The organism is Pseudorhodoferax sp. Leaf267 (assembly GCF_001422405.1).
GTDB lineage: Bacteria > Pseudomonadota > Gammaproteobacteria > Burkholderiales > Burkholderiaceae_C > Pseudorhodoferax.
This window is the reverse complement of record NZ_LMMV01000027.1, coordinates 232,393-250,992: the sequence shown is the minus strand read 5'-3', so window position 1 is coordinate 250,992 and position 18,600 is coordinate 232,393. Positions and strand designations below refer to the sequence as shown.

The following is an 18,600-nucleotide window of genomic DNA, read 5'->3' as shown; positions in this document are numbered from 1 at the left end:
CGCCGTGACCTCGCACGCTCTGCGCGCCTTGTTCGCCGAGCGGCTGCGCCTGCCGCTGATCGCCGCGCCCATGTTCCGCGTGTCCGGCCCCGAGCTGGTCATCGCGGCCTGCCGGGCCGGCGTGATCGGCGCGTTCCCGACGGCCAACTGCCGCAGCGTCGACGCGTTCGACCAGTGGCTCACGCGCATCGGCGCGGCACTCGGGCCGCAGCACGCGCCGTATTGCCCCAACCTCATCATGCGGCGCGAGAACCTGCGCGAAGAGCTGGCCTGCCTGCTGCGCCATAAGGTCGAGCTGGTCATCACCAGCGTGGGCGCGCCCGACCCGGTGGTCGCGCCGCTGCACGACATCGGCTGCCGCGTGCTGGCCGACGTGGCCTCGGTGCGCCATGCCGAGAAGGCGATCGCGGCCGGTGTCGACGGCCTGGTGCTGCTGACGGCCGGCGCGGGCGGGCAGACGGGTTGGGCCAACGGCCTGGCCTTCGTGCGCGCCGTGCGCCAGTTCTACGACGGCCCGCTGGTGCTGGCCGGCGGTGTGTCCGACGGCGCGGCGCTGCTGGCCGCGCGCGTGGCCGGCTGCGACCTGGGCTATATGGGCACCAAGTTCATCGCCACCGACGAGAGCATGGCGGCCCAAGGCTACAAGCAGATGCTGGTGGACAGCCGGCTCGACGACGTGCTGCTGTCGCGCGCGTTCACCGGGCTGGAGACCAACACGCTGATCCCCTCGATCCGCGCGGCCGGGCTGGACCCGAAGGCCCTGCCGACCGACATGACGGCCGAGCGTGCCGACGCGCTGTACGGCAGCGGCGGCGACGGCAGCATCCGCCGCTGGCGCGACATCTGGAGCGCGGGGCACAGCGTGTCGGGCGTCACCTCGCGCGGCAGCGTGGCGGCGCTGGTCGAGCAGACGAGCGCGCAATACCTCGATGCCGCCCGCGAGGCCATGGCCTGGATGCCAGCTGCTCTTGCTCCCTCTCCCGCGCGCGCGGGGAGAGGGAGCAAGACGTCGCCGCCATGACGTCCCGTGGCGCCGCGCTCTTTCTCCCTCTCCCTCTGGGAGAGGGCAGGGGTGAGGGCGGGCGGCGCTGGCGAGACGCTGCGCCTTTTGCACACGCCCTGGCCGGCTTCCCCGAGCGCATCGCGTTCCAGGCTGGCACGCGCCGCGTCTCCTGCGCCGAGGCGGCCGACTTCATCGGCCGCGCCCAGCCCGTGCTGCACGCACGCGGCCTGGGCCGTGGCCCTGCTCAGCGCCAACCTTTGGAAGACGCGCCCATCCGCCACGTGACCGGCACCAACGCGCTGCAGGCCGGCTGCGGCTTCGCCATCTCGGCCTGCACGGCGGCGCTGCCGGGCTGGACGGGCAGCCCGTGGCCCTGGGCGAGCCGGGCGATGTCTGCGGGCGCGGCGTCGCGTGGCCGCGTGCGAACATGCCGCGGCGTTCAACACCTTGCAGGAGCACCCCATGCCGACCATCGACTACTTCGCACCCGAAGGCCGCCTCAAGACACCGCCGCTGTCCTCCGCCGCGCGCGTGGGCGAGCTGATCTTCGTCTCGGGCACGCCGGGCTACCGCGCGGACGGACAGCTGGACGAGGACTTCGGCGCGCAGTTCGAACTGACCGTCACCGCGCTGCGCGCGACGCTGGCGCGCGCCGGCTCCAGCCTGCGTGCGCTGGTCAAGGTCAACGTGCTGCTCACGCGCCCGCAGGACGTGGCCGAGATGAACCGCCGCTACGCCGAGGCCTTCGGCCCCGCGCCGTACCCGGCCCGCACCACCTGCGTGGTGGCAGCGCTGCCCGACCCGCGCATGCTGATCGAGATCGAATGCGTGGCGCTGGCGGACAGCCGCAGCGCCTAGTTGGCGATGCCGCGGTGGAACTCGTCGCGCGAGAGCATGCGGTCCTTGTTGGCGTCGATGTCGTCGAAGCGCTCCCAGATGGCCGGCAGGCGCTGCGCCTCGTCGCGGCTGAGCTGGCCGTCGCCGTTGCTGTCGGCGCGGCCGAAGGCCTGCTCGGCGCTGGCGTTGCGCTGCACGACCGGCGTGACGGGCCGGCTGACGGGCACCGTGGCCTGCGCATGGACCATGCTGCCCTCGGCAGCGGTCTGCGTCTGTGCCGCCACGCCGCTGCTGCCCATCACCAGGGCGGTGAACAGGGCCAGGCTGTGCTCCTCGAAGCGGGCGAGTGTGTGGCGGTTCTTGCGCATGCCGGAAGGCTCCTGACAGTGGATGGAGCGCCATTGCAACGCAAGCGGTGCCGTGGGGCCAGCACACTTGCTTCCTGTTGCGGCACTCACAGGTTTGCGCGCACGGCGTGACAGTTGGTCACGCTGGGTAAAGCAGAATCGACCGATTTATCGGATAGGAACCGCCATGGGCAACCGACTCACACAGATCGCCACGCGCACCGGCGACGATGGCACGACCGGCCTGGGCGACAACACGCGCGTGGGCAAGGACAGCCTGCGCATCGCAGCCATCGGCGACGTGGACGAACTCAACTCGCACCTGGGCCTGCTGCTGTGCGAGCCGCTGCCCGATGCCGTGCGCCAGCTGCTCGTGGACGTGCAGCACCAGCTGTTCAACCTGGGCGGCGAGCTGTCCATCCCGGGCTACGAGCTGCTCAAGCCCGAGGCGCTGCTGCAGCTGGACCAGGCCCTGGCCGACCACAACGCCACGCTGCCGCGCCTGGCCGAGTTCATCCTGCCGGCCGGCACCCGCGCGGCGGCCCAGGCCCATGTCTGCCGCACGGTGGCGCGCCGGGCCGAGCGCGCCGTGGTCGCGCTGGGCCGTGCCGAGGCCGTGCGCGAGGCGCCGCGGCATTACCTGAACCGCCTGTCCGACCTGCTGTTCGTGCTGGCCCGCGTGGCCAACCGCATGGACGGCGGCGACGACGTGTACTGGAAGAGCGAGCGCATGGCGCTCGCCGCGTCCTCCACGCCGCAAGGAGCACCATGAGCACCCAGAGCGCCACCCGCAAGGTCTGCGTCGTCACCGGTTCGTCGTCCGGCATCGGCGCGGCCACCGCCCGGCTGTACGCCGCACAGGGCTGGGACGTCGCCATCAACTACTCGCGTGAGCCGGCGCCGGCCGAAGAGGTCGCACAGCAGTGCCGCGACCTGGGTGCCGAGGTGCTGGTGGTGAAGGCCGACGTGTCCAGCGATGCGGACTGCCGGCGCCTGGCCGCCCAGGTGCAGGCGCGCTGGGGCCGGGCCGATGTGCTGGTCAACAACGCCGGCACCACGCGCTTCGTGCCCTTGAAGGACCTGGACGGCCTGCAGGCCGAGGACTTCCAGCGCATCTACGCGGTCAACGTGGTGGGTGCCTACCAGATGACGCGCGCCTTCGTGCCGCTGCTGGAGCAGCACCCGGTCGCGGCCGTCGTCAACGTCTCGTCCATCGCCTCGTTCATGGGAACGGGCTCGTCCATCGCCTACATGGCGTCCAAGGGCGCGCTCAACGCGATGACGGTGGGCCTGGCGCGCGCGCTGGGGCCCAAGATCCGCGTGAACGCCATCGCGCCGGGCCTGGTCGACTCACCTTGGTTGCGCAACGGGCTGGGCGAGGTCGCCTACGAGAAGGCCGTGGACAGCTACAAGCAGCGCGCCGCGCTGGCCGACGTGATCACGCCCGAAGACATCGCCCAGGCCGCCTGGTGGCTGGGCGTGGGCGCTGCCAAGACCACGGGCGAGGTGCTGCTGATCGACGCCGGCGTGCGCATCACGCGCGGCTGATGGCCAGGCGCCGCCTCAGCGTGGCGACAGGATCGCCATCGTGATGCGCGAGGCGCAGGTCATCTCGCCTGCGTCGTTGAACAGGTCGATCTGCCAGACATGCGTGCTGCGGCCCATGTGCACGGGCCGCGTGATGCCCGTGACCCAGCCGCTGGTGGCGCCGCGCAGGTGGTTGGCGTTGATGTCCAGCCCCACGGCGCGGTAGCCCTCGGGCGTGGCATAGGCCGCGCCGCACGAGCCCAGCGTCTCGGCCAGCACCACGCTCACGCCGCCATGCAGCAGGCCATAGGGCTGGCGCGTGCGCGTGTCCACGGGCACGCGCGCGCGAATGAAGTCATCGCCCACCTGCAGAAACTCGATGCCCAGGTGGCCCACGGCCGTGCCCACGTGGATCGAGGACAGTTCTTCGACGGAGATCGGTTTTTTCCAGATGGCCATGGCGGTGTCGTGCGATCGGAGAAGGCGCCACTATAAGTGGCAGCCCGCGGCCCAGGCGGTCGCGCACGCGCCCCGGTCCTACGCGTGCACGCGGGGCGCGCGCTTGCGGCGGCGCAGACCGCGCCGCACACTGCGGCGGCTACCGTCGCACCCCACCCATGCCGCTTGCCCGCCCCTGGAAGATCACCGCCCTCGCGCTGGGCTCGGCTGCGGCACTGCTGTGCGCGGCTGCGGCCTGGTGGTTGCCGTCGAACGAGGAACTGGCGCTGCGCGCAGCGCAGGCGGCGACCGAGGCGCTGGGCGTGCAGGTCACGGTCGGCGCGCTGGACTGGCACGTGCTGCCCACGCCGCGCGTGGTGGTGCGCGACGTGGCCACGAACCAGCAGCGCCCGTTGCGGCTGGAGCGCCTGACGGTCGCACCGCGACTGCTGCCGCTGCTGTCGGGCCGCATCGAACTGGCCAGCGTCGTGCTGGACGGCGCCACGGTGGAGCAACGCTCGCTGCGCGGCCTGGGCGGCGGCGCGGCCAAGCCCGAGCGGCAGGGCAGCGCCCCGCCGCTGGAACTGTCGCGTGTGGAATTCCGCGACCTGACCTGGGTCTCGCGCAGCGGTGTGCCCGTGGTCTACGCCGGCGAGGCCGACTTCGAGCGCGGCCTGGCCCTGCGCACGGCCACCTTGCGCCGGCCCGGCCTGACGCCGGCCGCCGACCTCGTCGTCACGCGCGAGACCGATGGCGCGGAGGCCGGCACCCAGCGCTTCACGCTGCGCGTGCGGCTGGCCGGCGGGCATGCGGACGGCCAGGCCCAGGTGCGGACCGCGGCCGATGGGCAGCTACGCCTGCAGGGCATGCTGGCGCCGCGCGGCATCGAGGTGCAGGCCGCGCTGGCCGCTTTCAACCGCCGCTCGCCCCTGGCTGGCCAGGCCGAGGGCGAGACCCGCTTCTCGGCCGACGGAGCGAACCCGCTGCAACTGGTGCAGCGCCTGCACACCGAGACGCGCTTCACGATCCGGCCGGCCACCGCGCTGCGCTTCGACCTGGACCGCGCCATCGCCACGCTGGGCCGCGAGCACCAGGGCCAGACGCGGCTGGACCAGCTGCGCGGCCGCGTGGAGACGCAGAACAGCCCGGACGGCACGGTGTTCCGCTTCCTGGACATCCAGGCCAGCGCCGGCAAGTTCAGCGCCTCGGGCGACGCGCGGCTGCAGGACCAGCGCCTGCAGGCGCGCGCGGCCGTGGACCTGGTCGATGGCGTGGTCGGCCTGCCCATGACCATCGAAGGCCCCATGGGCCAGCTCAAGGTCACCGTCTCCAAGGCGCCGCTGGTGGGCGCGGCCGTCGGCACGGCCGTGCTGCCCGGCGTGGGCACGGCCATCGGCGCGGCCATCGGCCGGGTGCTGGGGGGCGATGGCCCGCCTGCAGCCGCGCCGCGGCGCCCCTGAGCACACCCTTTGCACACGCTGGGCGCGGCCCGGCGCACGCCCACCGAGCCCCCGCGGCGCCGGCGCGTTCCAGTTGCGCCAGTCGCCCTGGTGGCCGCGCGCGCGCACCATCGGCAGACGCAGCGTCGCCACCACTTGAAAGCGTGCACCCAGCCCTGCAGGAGCGGCCCCTATCATGCTCGCCTGCCCGAACAAGGAGACACGCCCCATGGCCCAAAGCCCCGCGCAACGCACGCCGCAGATCACGCTGTACCTGGACTGGCTGCGCACCGAGCGCGGCCTTGCGTTTGCCGACTACGACGCGCTGTGGCGCTGGTCCACGACCGACCTGGCGGGCTTTTGGCAAAGCATCTGGGACTATTTCGCCATGCAATCGCCCACGCCGCACCGCGCCGTGCTGGGGCAGGGCGGCATGCCTGGCGCGCAGTGGTTCCCCGGCGCGCAGACCAACTACGCCCACCAGGTGCTGCGCCATGTGGACGCGGCCCATGCGGCCGGCTGCCCGGCCATCGTGAGCGACAACGAGCGCGGCCAGCGGCGCGAGATGGCGTGGCCCGTGCTGCGCCGCCAGGTGGCCGCGCTCGCGCTGCACCTGAAGGCCCAGGGCGTGCAGCCCGGCGACCGCGTGGCCGCCTACCTGCCCAACATCCCCGAGACCATGGTCGCCTTCCTGGCCACGGCCAGCATCGGCGCCGTGTGGAGCGTGTGCGCGCCCGACATGGGCCAGGCCGCCGTGCTCGACCGCTTCCGCCAGATCGAGCCCGTGGTGCTGATCGCCTGCGACGGCGTGACCTACGGCGGCCGGGACCTGGACCGCACGGCCACCGTGGCCGAGCTGCGCGCCGCCTTGCCCAGCGTGCGGCACCTGCTCGTGCACGAGAACCTGGGCGGCCTGGCCAGCGTGGCCGGCAGCCAGGCGCTGGCAGCCGTGCTGGCGCGCGACGACGATGCCACCGCCGCGTTCACGCCCACCTGGCTGCCGTTCGACCACCCGCTGTGGATCGTCTATTCCAGCGGCACGACCGGCCTGCCCAAGCCCATCGTGCACGGCCATGGCGGCATCGTCATCGTGGCGCTGGCCCTGTCCACGCTGCACAACGACGTGGGCTGCAGCTACCGGGACAGCGGCCGCGGCGAGCGCTTCTTCTGGTACAGCACCACGGGCTGGATCATGTGGAACTGCCAGGTCGGCGGCCTGCTCACGGGCACCACCTGCTGCATCTACGACGGCAACCCCGGCGGCACGCGCGAGGCGCCGGACTGGGGCGTGCTGTGGCGCTTTGCCGAGGCCACGGGCGTCACCTTCTTCGGCGCGGGCGCGGCCTTCTATGCCAACTGCATGAAGGCCGTCGTGGACCTGGCACGCTTCCCGGGCCTGGCCCGCGTGCGCACGCTGGGCACGACGGGCTCGCCGCTGTCGGAAGACGTGCAGCGCTGGGGCATCGCGGAGTTCCAGAAGCTCGGCGTGCCCGAAATCTGGTGGTGCAACATTTCGGGCGGCACCGACTTCGCGGGCGCTTTCATCGGCGGCCTGCGCACGCTGCCGCAGGTGCCCGGCACCATGCAGTGCCGCATGCTGGGCTCGGCCGTGGAGGCCTGGAACGAGGCCGGGCAAGGCGTCATCGGTGAGGTCGGAGAGCTGGTCTGCACGCAGCCCATCCCGTCGATGCCGCTCCAGTTCTGGAACGACCCCGGCAATGCCCGCTACCTGTCGAGCTACTTCGACATGTACCCCGGCGTGTGGCGCCACGGCGACTGGCTCAGGATCGACGCCGACGGCAGCTGCGTGATCTACGGCCGCAGCGACGCCACCATCAACCGCCACGGCCTGCGCATGGGCACGAGCGAGATCTACAGCGCCATCGAGGCCCTGCCCGAGGTGCTGGACGCGATGGTCGTGGACCTCGAATACCTGGGCCGCGACAGCTGGATGCCGCTGTTCGTCGTGCTGCGCCCCGGCCTCGTGCTCGACGACGCGCTCAAGGCGCGGCTCAACGACGCCGTGCGCCACGCGCTGTCGCCGCGCTTCGTGCCCGATGCGATCCACCAGGTGGACGAGATCCCGCGCACGCTGTCGGGCAAGAAGCAGGAGCTGCCGATCAAGAAGCTGCTGCTGGGCCAGCCGATCGACAAGGTGCTGAACCGCGAGGCCATGGCCAACCCGGGCTGCCTCGACTGGTACGTGGCGTTTGCGCGTGCGCATGCCGCACGCGCCATGCCATGATGGCCCATGCGCTTCCTGCTCGCCTGCCTGTGCGCCAGCCTGCTGATGGGCTGCGGGAGCATGCCGCTTCCTGAGGGCCGCAGCGTCTCCACCGCGCTGCCCGAGGCCGAGACCCACGGCACCGCGCTGGGCCGGGCCATTGCGCCACTGGCCGCGGCGCACCCGGGCCGGTCGGGCATCTTCTCGCTGTCCGATGCGCGCGAGGCCTTCGCGGCGCGCGTGCTGCTGGCGCGCGCGGCCGAGCGCACGCTGGACGTGCAGTACTACATCTGGCGGCCCGACACCACCGGCACCTTGCTGCTCGAAGCCCTGCACGACGCCGCCAACCGCGGCGTGCGCGTGCGCCTGCTGCTGGACGACAACGGCACGGCCGGCATGGACCAGCTGCTGGCCGCGCTGGACGCGCATCCCCTGGTGGAGGTGCGGCTGTTCAACCCGTTCCGCGTGCGCAGCCCCAAGTGGCTGGGCTACCTCACCGACTTCTCGCGCGCCAACCGGCGCATGCACAACAAGTCGTTCACGGCCGACAACCAGGCCACCATCGTGGGCGGGCGCAACGTGGGCGACGAATACTTCGGCGCCACCGAGGGCGTGCTGTTCGCCGACCTCGACGTGCTGGCCGCCGGCCCGGTGGTGCCGCAGATCTCGCAGGACTTCGACCGCTACTGGGAGAGCGCTTCGGCGTACCCGGCCGCGCAGGTGCTGCCGGCCGTGGACGCGGCGCAGCTGCAGGCGCTGCGCACGCGCGCGCGCAGCGTGGAGAGCGACCCGCGGGCGGCCGCCTATGTCGAGGCGGTGCGCGCGCTGCCGTTCGTGCAGGATCTCGTGCAAGGCCGGCTGGCGCTGCACTGGGCGCCCACGCGCATGGTCAGCGACGACCCGGCCAAGGGCCTGGGCCAGGCGCGTGACGGCAGCCTCATGCTGCGCCAGCTCACCGCCATCCTCGGCCAGCCGGCCCGCCACGTGGACCTGGTCTCGCCGTACTTCGTGCCCACGGCTGCCGGCGTCGAGGCCTTCGAGGCGCTGCGCGCGCGCGGCGTGCAGGTGCGCATCCTCACCAACGCGCTGGAGGCCACCGACGTGGCGGCCGTGCACGCCGGCTATGCCCGGCACCGCCAGCGCCTGCTGCAGGCCGGTGTCGAGCTCTACGAGTTGCGGCGCCAGGCCGCCTCCGGCGAGGCGAAGATGAAGACCGGGCCGTTCGGCAGCTCGGGCTCCAGCCTGCACGCCAAGACCTTCGCGGTGGACGGCCAGCACGTCTTCGTCGGCTCCTTCAACTTCGACCCGCGCTCCATCCACCTGAACACCGAGCTCGGCTTCGTGATCGACAGCCCGGCCCTGGCGCAGCGCGTGGACGATGCATTCGACGGCCCGGTGCCCGCGCAGTCCTACACCGTGGGGCTGGACGCGCGGGGCGCGCTGGTCTGGACCGAGCAGGTCGACGGCCAGGCCGTGCGCCACACGACCGAGCCCGGCGCCAGCATCTGGAAGCGCGCCGGCGTGGTGGTGCTGTCGTGGTTGCCGATCGAGTGGCTGCTCTGACGCCCGCGCCCCCTGGCAGAGGGTTGGCGTGAGGGCATGCACGGCGCCACAATCCCCCGCGGCATGCAGAACTCGCTCTTCCCTGTCGACGCCCCGCCAGCGCCCGCCGCCGCCGGGCCCGCGGCGGCGCCCGCCACGGCGACCCGCGCCAGCCGCGCGCGGCAAGTGCAGGCCGTCGAGTGCCCGCCCGCGCTGCACGCCCTCGCCGCCGGCCTGCCGCCCCTGCTGCGCCTGGGCACCTCCTCCTGGTCCTTCCCCGGCTGGAAGGGCCTGGTCTGGGACGGCGACTACAGCGAGTCCATGCTCGCCCAACGCGGGCTGGCCGCCTACGCCCGCCACCCGCTGCTGCGCACCGTCTCGCTGGACCGGGCCTTCTACCAACCGCTCACGCCGGCGCAGTACGCCGCCTACGCCGAACAGGTGCCGGGCGACTTCCGCTTCGTGGTCAAGGCACCGAGCGTCGTGGCCGACGCGCTGGTACGCGCCGAAGACGGCAAGGGCATGCGGGCCAACGCCGCGTTCCTCGACCCGCGCCTGGCCTGGTCGGCCTTCGTCGATCCCGCGCTGCAAGGCCTCGCGACCAAGGCCGGCGCGCTGGTGTTCCAGCTCAGCCCGCTGCCTGTGGCCATGCTCGCGCGCATGCCGGAGACCATCGCGCGGCTGGGCGCCATGCTGGCCGCACTGCCGCCGCTGGCGCAACTGCGCGAACGCGCGCCCGACCTGGTCATCGCGGTGGAGGTGCGCGACCCCGAGTGGCTGGTGCCCGCGTTTGCCGACGCCTTGCGCGCGGTGGGCGCCACCTACTGCCTGGGCGGCCACGCCAAGATGCCGCCGATCGAGGACCAGCTGCCCGTGCTGCGCGCGCTGTGGCCCGGCCCGCTGGTGTGCCGCTGGAACCTGCACCGCAGCCACGGCCGCTACGGCTACGAAGACGCCAAGGCCCTGTACCGTCCGTTCGACCAGCTGGTCGACCCCGACCCGCAGACCCGGGCCGTGCTGGCCCGCGTGCTGCGCGCCACCACCGGCGCCGGCCAGCCCGCCTACCTGACCATCAACAACAAGGCCGAGGGCTCGGCGCCGCGCACCGTCGAGGCCATGGCGCGCCTGCTCGTGCCCTGAAACACCACACGTGTTGCAGGCTGTCACGCCTGCGCGGCGGTGGGCTGCCCACAATCGCCGGCATGCCTCAGACCGAAAAACAAAAGATGCTGGCCGGCGCGCTGTACGACGCCGGCGACCCCGAGCTGCAGGCCGACCTGCAGGCCACGCGCGCCTGGCTCGCGCGCTACAACGCCACGCTGGCGGCCAGCGGTGCCGAGCGCCACGCGCTGCTGCTCGAACGCCTGGCCAGTGCCGGCCCCGGCGCGGTGATCCGCCCGCCGTTCCACTGCGACTACGGCTTCAACATCCACCTGGGCGCGGGCGTGTTCCTGAACTTCAACTGCGTGATCCTGGACGTGGTGGAGGTGCGCATCGGCGACAAGACCCAGATCGGCCCCGGCGTGCAGATCCTCGCGGCCGACCACCCGCGCTCGCCCGAGGAGCGCGCCACGGGCCTGGAGTTCGGCCGGCCCGTCATCATCGGCCGCAACGTCTGGATCGGCGGCGGCGCCATCCTGCTGCCCGGCATCACGGTGGGCGACGACGCGCTGATCGGCGCCGGCAGCGTGGTCACGCGCGACGTGCCGGCCGGCGCCACGGTGGTGGGCAATCCGGCGCGCGTGCGGGGTTGAGGGCCTTCAGCCAAATCGCTTCCTGCGGTGCCCGATCCGCTGGAGCAGCCGCGAGAAGCGCTCGTGTTGGCGAGGGGGTGCGGGCCGCCCTCAGAGTTCGCGCTTGCGCAGCGGGAAGTGCATGGGCAGCACCAGCGTGACGGCCTCGGCCACGCCATCTTTCATGTAGGGCGCGAAGCGCGCGTCGCGGGCGGCATGCAGCGCGGCCTCGTCCAGTTCGGCGATGCCGCTGGACTGGAACACTGCCAGCCGCTGGGTGCGGCCCTGCGCGTCCACCAGCAGGCGCAGCACGACGGTGCTGGCGGCGCCGCGCTCGACTTCCCGCGTGCTGTAGCGCACCTGCGTGCGCATGGGCGTCAGCGGCTTCATGTCCTCCGCGCGTACCACCGTTTCGGGCCAGGGCGTGTTCACGCTGGCGCAACCGCCCAGCGCACAAGCCAATAGCAGCGCAGCGGCAGCGCCATGCCAGGCGGGCGTGGCCATCAGCGCTGCCCGTCGTGCACCGATACGTTTTCCTTGAGCAACCCACCCAGCCGCGAATGCACGCGCCCGCCCGTGCCCATCAGCAGCGCGAACAGGATCTCCTTAGGCCGCGGCGCGTCCTGGATGCCGATCTCCATGCTGTTGAAGTGGCTGCGCACGTAGCTGGCGTGGATGTACTGCAGCGGCACCATCAGGCGGTAGCCGGCCGCGGCCACGGCCTTGGCGGCCGGCACCATGGCCTTGGGCTCGCCCAGCACCGAGCGCATGGCCCAGCCGCCGGCCTCGTGCCACACGGCGCCGTGTTCCATCTCGCCGTCCAGGCCCACGATGGCGGCCTTGCTGTAGACCTCCACCTTGTCGCGGCCCAGCGTGTCCACCAGCTCCTGTGCCAGCAGCGTGCCCAGGCTGCGCAGCTCGGCCATGAACGGCATGAGGTCGGGCTCGTAGCGGCCCGCGTAGGGGTTGCGGATCACGGCGCACGAGGCGGCCAGCTTGAGCGGCACGTCCACCGGCGGGCCGCCCTCGTGGTGGATGGTCTCGATGGTCAGGCTGCGCTTGCGGATCTCGATCAGGGACATGGGAACACCTCGAAAAGGACGATGCCCGCCATCATCGCCGAACCGGCGCGCGGTTGACCAGCCAGATGCCGGCCGCCACCAGGGCCATGGCGCCGAGCAGGCTGGGCGTCAGCGGCTCGTGCAGCGCCAGCGCGCCGAAGCCCAGCGCGCACAGTGGCGTGAGGAAGATGAAGGCCGACAGCCGCGTGGCCGGGTAGCGCCCCAGCATCCACATCCAGGCCAGGTAGCTCGCGAAGGCGCCCACCAGCGTCTGCAGCACCAGCGAGGTGACGACGAAGGGCGTGAACTGCCAGTCCCAGCGCTCGCCCAGCGCCGGCGACAGCAGCGGGAACAGCAGCGCGCACACGCCCAGCTGGTAGAACAGCAGCTTCTCGGGCGCCAGCCGTGTGAGGCCGGTGGCGCGGATGGTCACCGTCGTCAGGCCCCACAGCAGCGCGGCCAGCAGCGACAGCACATCGCCGCGCCAGGTGTCCAGACCGGAACCGAAACCCTCGCGCAATGCGAAGGCCACGGCCACGAACGCGCAGGCCAGGCCCACCCACTGCACCGGCCGCAGCCGCTCGCTGGGCACCCACCAGGGCAGCAGCAGCGCCACCCAGAACGGCGATGTGTACAGGAACACCGTGGCGCGCGAGGCCGTGGTGTGCACCAGGCCCAGGTACAGGCAGACGAACTCGCCAAAGAACAGCAGGCCGGCGGCCAGGCCGGCCTTGAGTGAGCCGTCGCGCCCGAACAGCGCGATGCCGCGCCAGCGGCACCAGCCCATCAGCAGCAGCGTGGCGGCCACGAAGCGCAGCGCGCCCTGCAGCACCGGCGGCATCATCGGAATGGTGGCCTTGACCAGCACCTGTTGCGCGCCCCAGACCAGGCAGCAGACCAAGAGGATGCCGATGGCCAGCCCGTCCAGGTGGTCCTTGCGTTGTGCGTGCATCGGTTCTTGTCTCTTGTTGTGATGCGCCCAATCGCACCCTATGGCACCGGCGGGCTACAGGGGATGTTCGGTGTAGAAGCGCCCACCGTGGAACAACAGGGGTGAAGCGCCGGCCCGGTGCTCGCAATGCTCCACCTCGCCCACGAAGATGACGTGGTCGCCTTCCTGGTAGCGGCTGCGGTTGAAGCACTCGAACACGGCGGCCGCGCCGTCCAGCACAGGCGCGCCGGCCAGGCCTGCGCGGAACGCCACGCCGGCCCAGCGGTCGCCGCTGCGCGAGGCGAAGCGCTCGGCCAGGTCCTTCTGGTCCGACGCCAGGATGTTGATGGCGTAGTGCGAGCCGGTGGACAGCGCGTCCATCGACGAGGCCGTCTGCGCCAGGCTCCACAGCACCAGCGGGGGGTGCAGCGACACCGAGTTGAACGAGCTGGCCGTGAGCCCCAGCAGGCTGCCGTCGGCATGGCGCGCCGTGACGATGGTCACGCCGGTGGCGAACATCGACAGGCTGCGGCGAAAGTCGTCGGAGGAAAAGCTCGGGGCGAGCGCCTGGCGCGTCGCGGCGGGGGAGGGCATGGCCGCGAATCTACCCGAATCGTCACGCCCGGGCTGCGCGCGCGTCCAACGGTGCGCACGGTGCGTGCCCAGCAGGCAGGAAGCGGCGTGTTCTCCTACAAACCGCCTCGCGCCCATCCCACAGCTGCGCCACAGGCTTGCGGCAACAGTGGGGCATCCCCCCCGCGTTTGACCCCACGGCCGTTGCCCGGCCGCCACAGGAATCTGCCATGCCTGCATCCGACAAGCCATCGGCTCCCAAGCCACGCGTGAACTATCTGCGGCGCCGGCCGCGGCCCGGTGGCCTGGTGCGCGCGCCCGATGATCTGGCGCTGCCACACGAGCGCGACCAGACCGAAGAAGGCATGACCGGCGGCATTGCCAGCCCCGACGTACAGCAGGCGCACCGAGACCTGGAGCGCGGCGTGAAGGACACCAGCAAGTCGCCCGAGATGGACCGCACCTACCAGCGCCAAAAGTAGGCGACACGCCGCGCCGTGGAATTCTGGTAATTTCCGGTCTGCCTTGCACCACCCCCTGCGGCGGCGCGGCAGCCCGATCGACCCAGATTCCCACGAGAGGCGCAGCTTGGATCCCGTCAACACCCCCACCCGTTTCGGCAGCGGCCAGGCCGTCCGCCGCCTCGAAGACGATGTTCTGCTGGCCGGTGCCGGCGTCTTCACCGACGACGTCGCACCCACGGGCCAGCTGCGCGCCGTGTTCCTGCGCTCCCCCTACCCGCATGCGCGCATCGTGTCGGTCGACGCCGATGCGGCGCGCGCACTGCCCGGCGTCGCCGCCGTCTACACGGGTGCCGATCTGGTGGCCGCTGGCGTCAAGCCGCTGCCCACCACGGCCGGCTTCAAGCGCGCCGATGGTGGCCCCGGGGTGAGCCCCACCCTGCACGCACTGGCCCACGAGCGCGTGCGCTTCGTCGGCGAGCCCGTGGCCCTGGTGCTGGCCGACACGCTGCAGCAGGCGCGCGACGCGGCCGAGGCCGTGTCCGTGGACTACGAAGAGCTGCCGGCTCTGGCCACGCTCGCCCAGGCCACCGCGCCCGGCGCCCCCACCCTGACCGATGCCGCGCCCGACAACATCGCAGCCGAGATGCGCCACGGCAACGCCCAGGCCACCGAGGCCGCCTTCGCGCAGGCCGCCCACGTGGTCGCGCTGGACATCACGCACCAGCGCCTGGCCGCCTTCACGCTGGAGCCGCGCACCGTGCTGGCCGGGGTCGAGGACGGCCGCCTGTCCATCCGCATGTCCACGCAGATGCCCTCGGGCGTGCGCAACACCATCGCCGACGCGCTGGGCCTGGACCGCGCCAAGGCCCGGGTCGTCGTGGGCGACGTGGGCGGCGGCTTCGGCATGAAGACCGGCGCCTACGTGGAGGACGTGGCCCTGGGCTTTGCCGCACACACCCTGCAGCGCAGCGTGAAATGGGTGTCCGAGCGCAGCGAGGAATTCCTCGCCACCTACCATGGCCGCGACGTGCAGAGCCGGGCCGAGCTGGCCCTGGCCGCCGACGGCAGGATCCTGGCCCTGCGCATCGCCTCGCAGGCCAACTGCGGCGCCTACGCCACCGGCACCGGGGTCGCCATCCAGCTGCTGATCGGCCCCTGGGTGCAGACCAGCGTCTACGACATCCAGACCATCGACTTTCACTACCAGGCCGTGCTCACCAACCAGGCGCCCACCGGCGCCTACCGCGGCGCGGGCCGGCCCGAGGCCATCTTCAACATCGAGCGCCTGATGGACGAGGCGGCGCGCCAGACCGGCATCGACCGGATCGCGCTGCGCCGGCGCAACTTCATCCAGCCGGCGCAGATGCCCTACAAGAACCCGATGGCGCAGACCTACGACACGGGCGCCTTCGAGCAGCAGATGGACCAGGCGCTGGCGCTGGCCGACTGGAGCGGATTCGAATCCCGCGCCAAGGACGCGGCCACGCGCGGCAAGTGGCGCGGCCAAGGCATCGCCACCTTTCTGGAATGGACGGGCGGCAACGTGTTCGAGGAGCGCGTCACCGTCAGCGTGCAGGCCGACGGCGTGATCGAAGTCTTCTCGGCCGTCAACGCCATGGGCCAGGGCATCGCCACCTCGCTCGCGCAGCTCGTGGTGGACGCGTTCGGCGTCTCCATCGACCAGGTGCGCGTGGTGCTGGGCGACACCGACCGTGGCGACGGCTTCGGCAGCGCAGGCTCGCGCTCCATCTTCACGGGCGGCTCGGCCATGCGCATCGGCAGCGAGCGCACCATCGACAAGGCGCGCGAACTCGCGGCCAAGGAACTGGAGGCGTCGGCCGAGGATTTGCAGTACGCGCAGGGCGCCTTCACCGTGGCCGGCACCGATCTGAAGATCGGCCTGTTCGAGCTGGCCGGCCGCCAGCCGGACAAGCGCATCTTCATGGACTCCACCAGCACCGTGGCCGGCCCGACCTGGCCCAACGGCTGCCACATCAGCGAGGTCGAGGTCGACCCGGCCACCGGCGCGGTCGAGGTCGTGGCCTATGCCTCCATGAACGACGTCGGCCGCGTCATCAACCCGCTGATCGTGATGGGCCAGCTCGACGGCGGCGCCGTGCAGGGCATCGGCCAGGCGCTGTGCGAGCGCGTGGTCTATGACGGCGACACCGGCCAGCCCGTGGCCGGCAGCCTGATGGACTACGCCGTGCCGCATTTCGACATCGTGCGCGCCGACTTCGTGACGCGCATGGACCAGAGCGTGCCGTGCAAGAACAACCCGCTGGGAGTGAAGGGCGTGGGCGAGCTGGGCACCATCGGCGCCACGCCCAGCATCGTCAACGCCGTGGCCGACGCGCTCGCGCGCAACGGCCTGGCCGCCAAGGCGCCGCAGCTGCAAATGCCGGTGTCGCCGGCGCGGCTGTGGGAGCTCATGCACGGGTGAGGGCCATGGCGTCGTGCGGGCGTGACCCCACGGCCGGCGCGCGCGGTGTCTTTCTCACCATGGCCAAGGTGGGCGGGCCGCTGGCCGATCGGCCCGTCTGCGCCAGGGCCGCGTGCGCCTGCGGCTAGGCCGCCCGCAGCCGGGAGACGCAGTCCAGCAACTGGCCGACCCTGAAGGGCTTGTTCAAGGTGCGCAGCGGGCGCAAGGCTTCCAGCCGGCTGGCCACGTCCGGGGTGGGCGCCGAGGTCAGGGCGATCACGGGCAGGTCGGCCTGGTTGCCTGCCAGGGCGCCCGCCCGCAGCTGCTCGAGCAGCGCCAGCGACTCGGCACCGTCGCCGATGTCCAGCACCAGGCCGCGGAACGGCCGCGTGGCCAGCAGCGGCAGCGCGCGTGCCACGCTCGTGGCCTCATGGAAATCCACGAGGCTCATCTCGCGTGCCACCGCCACCATCGTGCGCCGCATGACGAACTGCGGCTCGACCAGCAACACGGCAGGCAGGGCCTGCGCGGGCTTCACTGGGCATCCCCCGTGTCCGCGTCCTGCCCCGCCAGGGCCTCGTTGACCAGCGTGCGCAGCGCGTCCAGCACGGCCAGTTCCACCGGCCCCAGCGCGCGCGGCCTGCTGTCGAGCACGCACAGCGCGCCCACGCGTTCGCCGCCCGGTGCGCTCAGGGGAGTGCCCGCGTAAAAGCGCACCTTCGGCCCGCCGGTGACCATCGGGTTGTCGGCGAAGCGCGCGTCCAGCAGCGTGTCCTCCACCACGAAGGTGCCGGCCTGCAGGATCGTGTAGCTGCAAAAGGAGACGTCGCGGCCAGTTTGCGGCACATCGATCCCGACGCGTGACTTGAACCATTGCCGGTCGCCATCGACCAGGCTCACGAGCGCCATCGGCATCTCCAGTTGCTCGGCCGCGAAACGCACGACGCGGTCGAAGCGTTCCTCGGGTGGGGTGTCCAACACCATCAGCGCATGCAGGGCCTGCAGGCGCGCGTCTTCGTCGGCGGGGAGGGGTGCAGGTGTCATGGGGGGCCAGCGTAGCAGCCCCGGGCCGCATGCGCACGCGACCGTCCCGCGGTGCGTGGCACCGGCCCGGGCTGTTCGTCGCTGCGGGCGTGGCGAATCTGGTCCGTGCCTTGTCGTGCTTCAGCTAGCGCCGAGCGCGCTGCACTGCGTGAGGGGACTTTCAGCCGGCATCCAGCACGTGGACAAACCGCTTGTTGCCCGGCAGGCGATACACCGAAAAATCCCGCACATCCGTCGTCGCGATGCGGTGGATCTTGAGATGGACGGCCAGGTACACCAGGCTTGCATCGCAAAAATCCATGGGCAGATCCTCGTACTTGTCCATCATCTGCCATAGCGCGTTCACGGCATCGGCCGGCGGTGATTCGATGCGCAGATGGCCCAAGGCCTGGCTCTTCGCTGCCCAGTTGAAGAAGGCCTTCAGCCACGTGTGCGCCAACAAAGCAGAGACTTCGACAAACACGGCCCAGGTAGTCGTCGTCTGGCCGGTGTAGGCCGAGAAGAAGGCTTTGCAGCGCTGGTGGTGATTGTCCTTGGGATCGAACAGCCCGACGAAGTAGCCGGAATCGGCCAGTATGTTCATGCGGATTTGCGGGAACTGCTGCGTGGGGTGGCCAGTGCCTGGGTGGCCCGCTCGGAGCGTTCGGCGTGCTTGCGCGCAATGGCCTTGCGGACCTGCAGCTTGCGGGAGCGTTGCTCCGGTGCGCGGGCTCGCGCAGATTCGAGCGAAGCTGCTGCCTCTTGCATGACCTCGTCGTAGATTTGCAAGGCCGACGGCTGCGCATGCTTCGCCAAGAACTCATGGATGCTGCGCACGATCACAGCCGACTTCGATATGCCCTCGCGCGCGCCATAACCCGCGATCTGCGTTTCAAGCTCCGGGGGAAGGCGTAGGGAGATGGGCATGGCAAGCTCCTGTGCGATACAAGTAGTCAAAGTGTATCGCATGGCAGATGGTGACGGCGGACGCCACCGTGTCAGGCCGGCCCGCGTAGGCGGCATGCACCCAGGTCGG

General features: G+C 71.6%; 21 protein-coding genes. 11 read left to right on the top strand and 10 right to left on the bottom strand.

The annotated features are described in order from the left end of the window. The first annotated feature begins 4 nt into the window (after nucleotides 1-4). Entirely contained in the window at nucleotides 5-1,021 is a 1,017-nt protein-coding gene (locus ASF43_RS29345) for a nitronate monooxygenase family protein (RefSeq protein WP_056189807.1), read from the top strand. A gap of 444 nt (nucleotides 1,022-1,465) precedes the next feature. Next, complete coding sequence (locus ASF43_RS29340; protein ID WP_056189956.1) at nucleotides 1,466-1,861, top strand: RidA family protein; 396 nt, start codon at nucleotides 1,466-1,468, stop codon at nucleotides 1,859-1,861. Here the strand turns inward: ASF43_RS29340 and ASF43_RS29335 are convergent. After that, nucleotides 1,858-2,208 (bottom strand): hypothetical protein, encoded by a 351-nt coding sequence (locus ASF43_RS29335; RefSeq protein WP_056189804.1) that lies wholly within the window; start codon nucleotides 2,206-2,208, stop codon nucleotides 1,858-1,860. The genes ASF43_RS29340 and ASF43_RS29335 overlap by 4 nt on opposite strands. A gap of 166 nt (nucleotides 2,209-2,374) precedes the next feature. Here ASF43_RS29335 and ASF43_RS29330 point away from each other — a divergent pair, with 166 nt between their 5' ends. Next, nucleotides 2,375-2,959, top strand: coding sequence for a cob(I)yrinic acid a,c-diamide adenosyltransferase (locus ASF43_RS29330; RefSeq protein WP_056189800.1), 585 nt, complete (start codon nucleotides 2,375-2,377; stop codon nucleotides 2,957-2,959). Beyond that, on the top strand, nucleotides 2,956-3,735 hold the full coding sequence (locus ASF43_RS29325) for an SDR family NAD(P)-dependent oxidoreductase (RefSeq protein ID WP_056189797.1): 780 nt from the start codon (nucleotides 2,956-2,958) through the stop codon (nucleotides 3,733-3,735). The genes ASF43_RS29330 and ASF43_RS29325 overlap by 4 nt, the downstream gene beginning before the upstream one ends. A gap of 15 nt (nucleotides 3,736-3,750) precedes the next feature. Here the strand turns inward: ASF43_RS29325 and ASF43_RS29320 are convergent, their stop codons facing one another. Then, nucleotides 3,751-4,173, bottom strand: a complete 423-nt coding sequence (locus tag ASF43_RS29320) for a hotdog fold thioesterase (RefSeq protein ID WP_056189792.1) — start codon at nucleotides 4,171-4,173, stop codon at nucleotides 3,751-3,753. 158 nt (nucleotides 4,174-4,331) lie between these two features. Here ASF43_RS29320 and ASF43_RS29315 point away from each other — a divergent pair, with 158 nt between their 5' ends. The 5 genes from ASF43_RS29315 (at nucleotide 4,332) to ASF43_RS29295 (ending at nucleotide 11,111) form a co-directional block, all read left to right on the top strand. After that, nucleotides 4,332-5,612, top strand: a complete 1,281-nt coding sequence (locus ASF43_RS29315; protein WP_056189789.1) for a hypothetical protein — start codon at nucleotides 4,332-4,334, stop codon at nucleotides 5,610-5,612. A 208-nt stretch (nucleotides 5,613-5,820) separates the two neighbouring features. Then, complete coding sequence (locus ASF43_RS29310) at nucleotides 5,821-7,836, top strand: acetoacetate--CoA ligase (protein ID WP_056189786.1); 2,016 nt, start codon at nucleotides 5,821-5,823, stop codon at nucleotides 7,834-7,836. Between the two features lie 6 nt (nucleotides 7,837-7,842). After that, entirely contained in the window at nucleotides 7,843-9,378 is a 1,536-nt protein-coding gene (locus ASF43_RS29305) for a phospholipase D family protein (RefSeq protein WP_056189783.1), read from the top strand. A gap of 63 nt (nucleotides 9,379-9,441) precedes the next feature. Further along, the gene (locus ASF43_RS29300) at nucleotides 9,442-10,497 is read left to right on the top strand and encodes a DUF72 domain-containing protein (protein WP_056189781.1); all 1,056 of its coding nucleotides are present in this window, start codon (nucleotides 9,442-9,444) and stop codon (nucleotides 10,495-10,497) included. A gap of 62 nt (nucleotides 10,498-10,559) precedes the next feature. Next, nucleotides 10,560-11,111 carry a sugar O-acetyltransferase gene (locus ASF43_RS29295; protein ID WP_056189777.1) on the top strand — a complete coding sequence of 184 codons (552 nt, stop codon included), beginning with the start codon at nucleotides 10,560-10,562 and terminating at the stop codon, nucleotides 11,109-11,111. 90 nt (nucleotides 11,112-11,201) lie between these two features. Here ASF43_RS29295 and ASF43_RS29290 read toward each other — a convergent pair whose 3' ends face one another. Genes ASF43_RS29290 through ASF43_RS29275 form a run of 4 tightly spaced genes read right to left on the bottom strand, consistent with a single transcriptional unit; the run spans nucleotide 11,202 to nucleotide 13,676 of the window. Beyond that, a complete protein-coding gene (locus tag ASF43_RS29290) occupies nucleotides 11,202-11,594 on the bottom strand; it encodes an energy transducer TonB (RefSeq protein ID WP_056189775.1) in 393 nt (130 codons plus the stop codon). Continuing rightward, nucleotides 11,594-12,172: an amino acid synthesis family protein gene (locus tag ASF43_RS29285; protein ID WP_056189771.1), complete on the bottom strand. Its 579-nt coding sequence runs from the start codon at nucleotides 12,170-12,172 to the stop codon at nucleotides 11,594-11,596. Before ASF43_RS29285 ends, ASF43_RS29290 begins: the two co-directional genes overlap by 1 nt. 31 nt (nucleotides 12,173-12,203) lie before the next feature. Continuing rightward, a complete protein-coding gene (locus ASF43_RS29280) occupies nucleotides 12,204-13,103 on the bottom strand; it encodes a DMT family transporter (RefSeq protein ID WP_056189768.1) in 900 nt (299 codons plus the stop codon). A 54-nt stretch (nucleotides 13,104-13,157) separates the two neighbouring features. After that, nucleotides 13,158-13,676: a flavin reductase family protein gene (locus ASF43_RS29275; protein WP_056189765.1), complete on the bottom strand. Its 519-nt coding sequence runs from the start codon at nucleotides 13,674-13,676 to the stop codon at nucleotides 13,158-13,160. 209 nt (nucleotides 13,677-13,885) lie between these two features. Here ASF43_RS29275 and ASF43_RS29270 point away from each other — a divergent pair, with 209 nt between their 5' ends. Together ASF43_RS29270 and ASF43_RS29265 are read left to right on the top strand one after the other, a co-directional pair. Next, nucleotides 13,886-14,137 (top strand): hypothetical protein, encoded by a 252-nt coding sequence (locus tag ASF43_RS29270; RefSeq protein WP_156373577.1) that lies wholly within the window; start codon nucleotides 13,886-13,888, stop codon nucleotides 14,135-14,137. Between the two features lie 106 nt (nucleotides 14,138-14,243). After that, entirely contained in the window at nucleotides 14,244-16,562 is a 2,319-nt protein-coding gene (locus ASF43_RS29265) for a xanthine dehydrogenase family protein molybdopterin-binding subunit (protein WP_056189758.1), read from the top strand. A gap of 124 nt (nucleotides 16,563-16,686) precedes the next feature. On the opposite strand, the gene ASF43_RS29260 is transcribed toward ASF43_RS29265, so the two are convergent. The 4 genes from ASF43_RS29260 to ASF43_RS29245 all read right to left on the bottom strand — a co-directional run bounded on the left by ASF43_RS29260 (nucleotide 16,687) and on the right by ASF43_RS29245 (nucleotide 18,491). Continuing rightward, nucleotides 16,687-17,079: a response regulator gene (locus ASF43_RS29260; RefSeq protein WP_235578409.1), complete on the bottom strand. Its 393-nt coding sequence runs from the start codon at nucleotides 17,077-17,079 to the stop codon at nucleotides 16,687-16,689. Continuing rightward, on the bottom strand, nucleotides 17,076-17,585 hold the full coding sequence (locus ASF43_RS29255) for a GAF domain-containing protein (RefSeq protein ID WP_056189756.1): 510 nt from the start codon (nucleotides 17,583-17,585) through the stop codon (nucleotides 17,076-17,078). The genes ASF43_RS29260 and ASF43_RS29255 overlap by 4 nt, the downstream gene beginning before the upstream one ends. A 160-nt stretch (nucleotides 17,586-17,745) precedes the next feature. Further along, nucleotides 17,746-18,168, bottom strand: coding sequence for a type II toxin-antitoxin system VapC family toxin (locus ASF43_RS29250; RefSeq protein ID WP_056189753.1), 423 nt, complete (start codon nucleotides 18,166-18,168; stop codon nucleotides 17,746-17,748). Continuing rightward, on the bottom strand, nucleotides 18,165-18,491 hold the full coding sequence (locus ASF43_RS29245) for a hypothetical protein (protein WP_056189749.1): 327 nt from the start codon (nucleotides 18,489-18,491) through the stop codon (nucleotides 18,165-18,167). Before ASF43_RS29245 ends, ASF43_RS29250 begins: the two co-directional genes overlap by 4 nt. Nucleotides 18,492-18,600 lie beyond the last annotated feature (109 nt).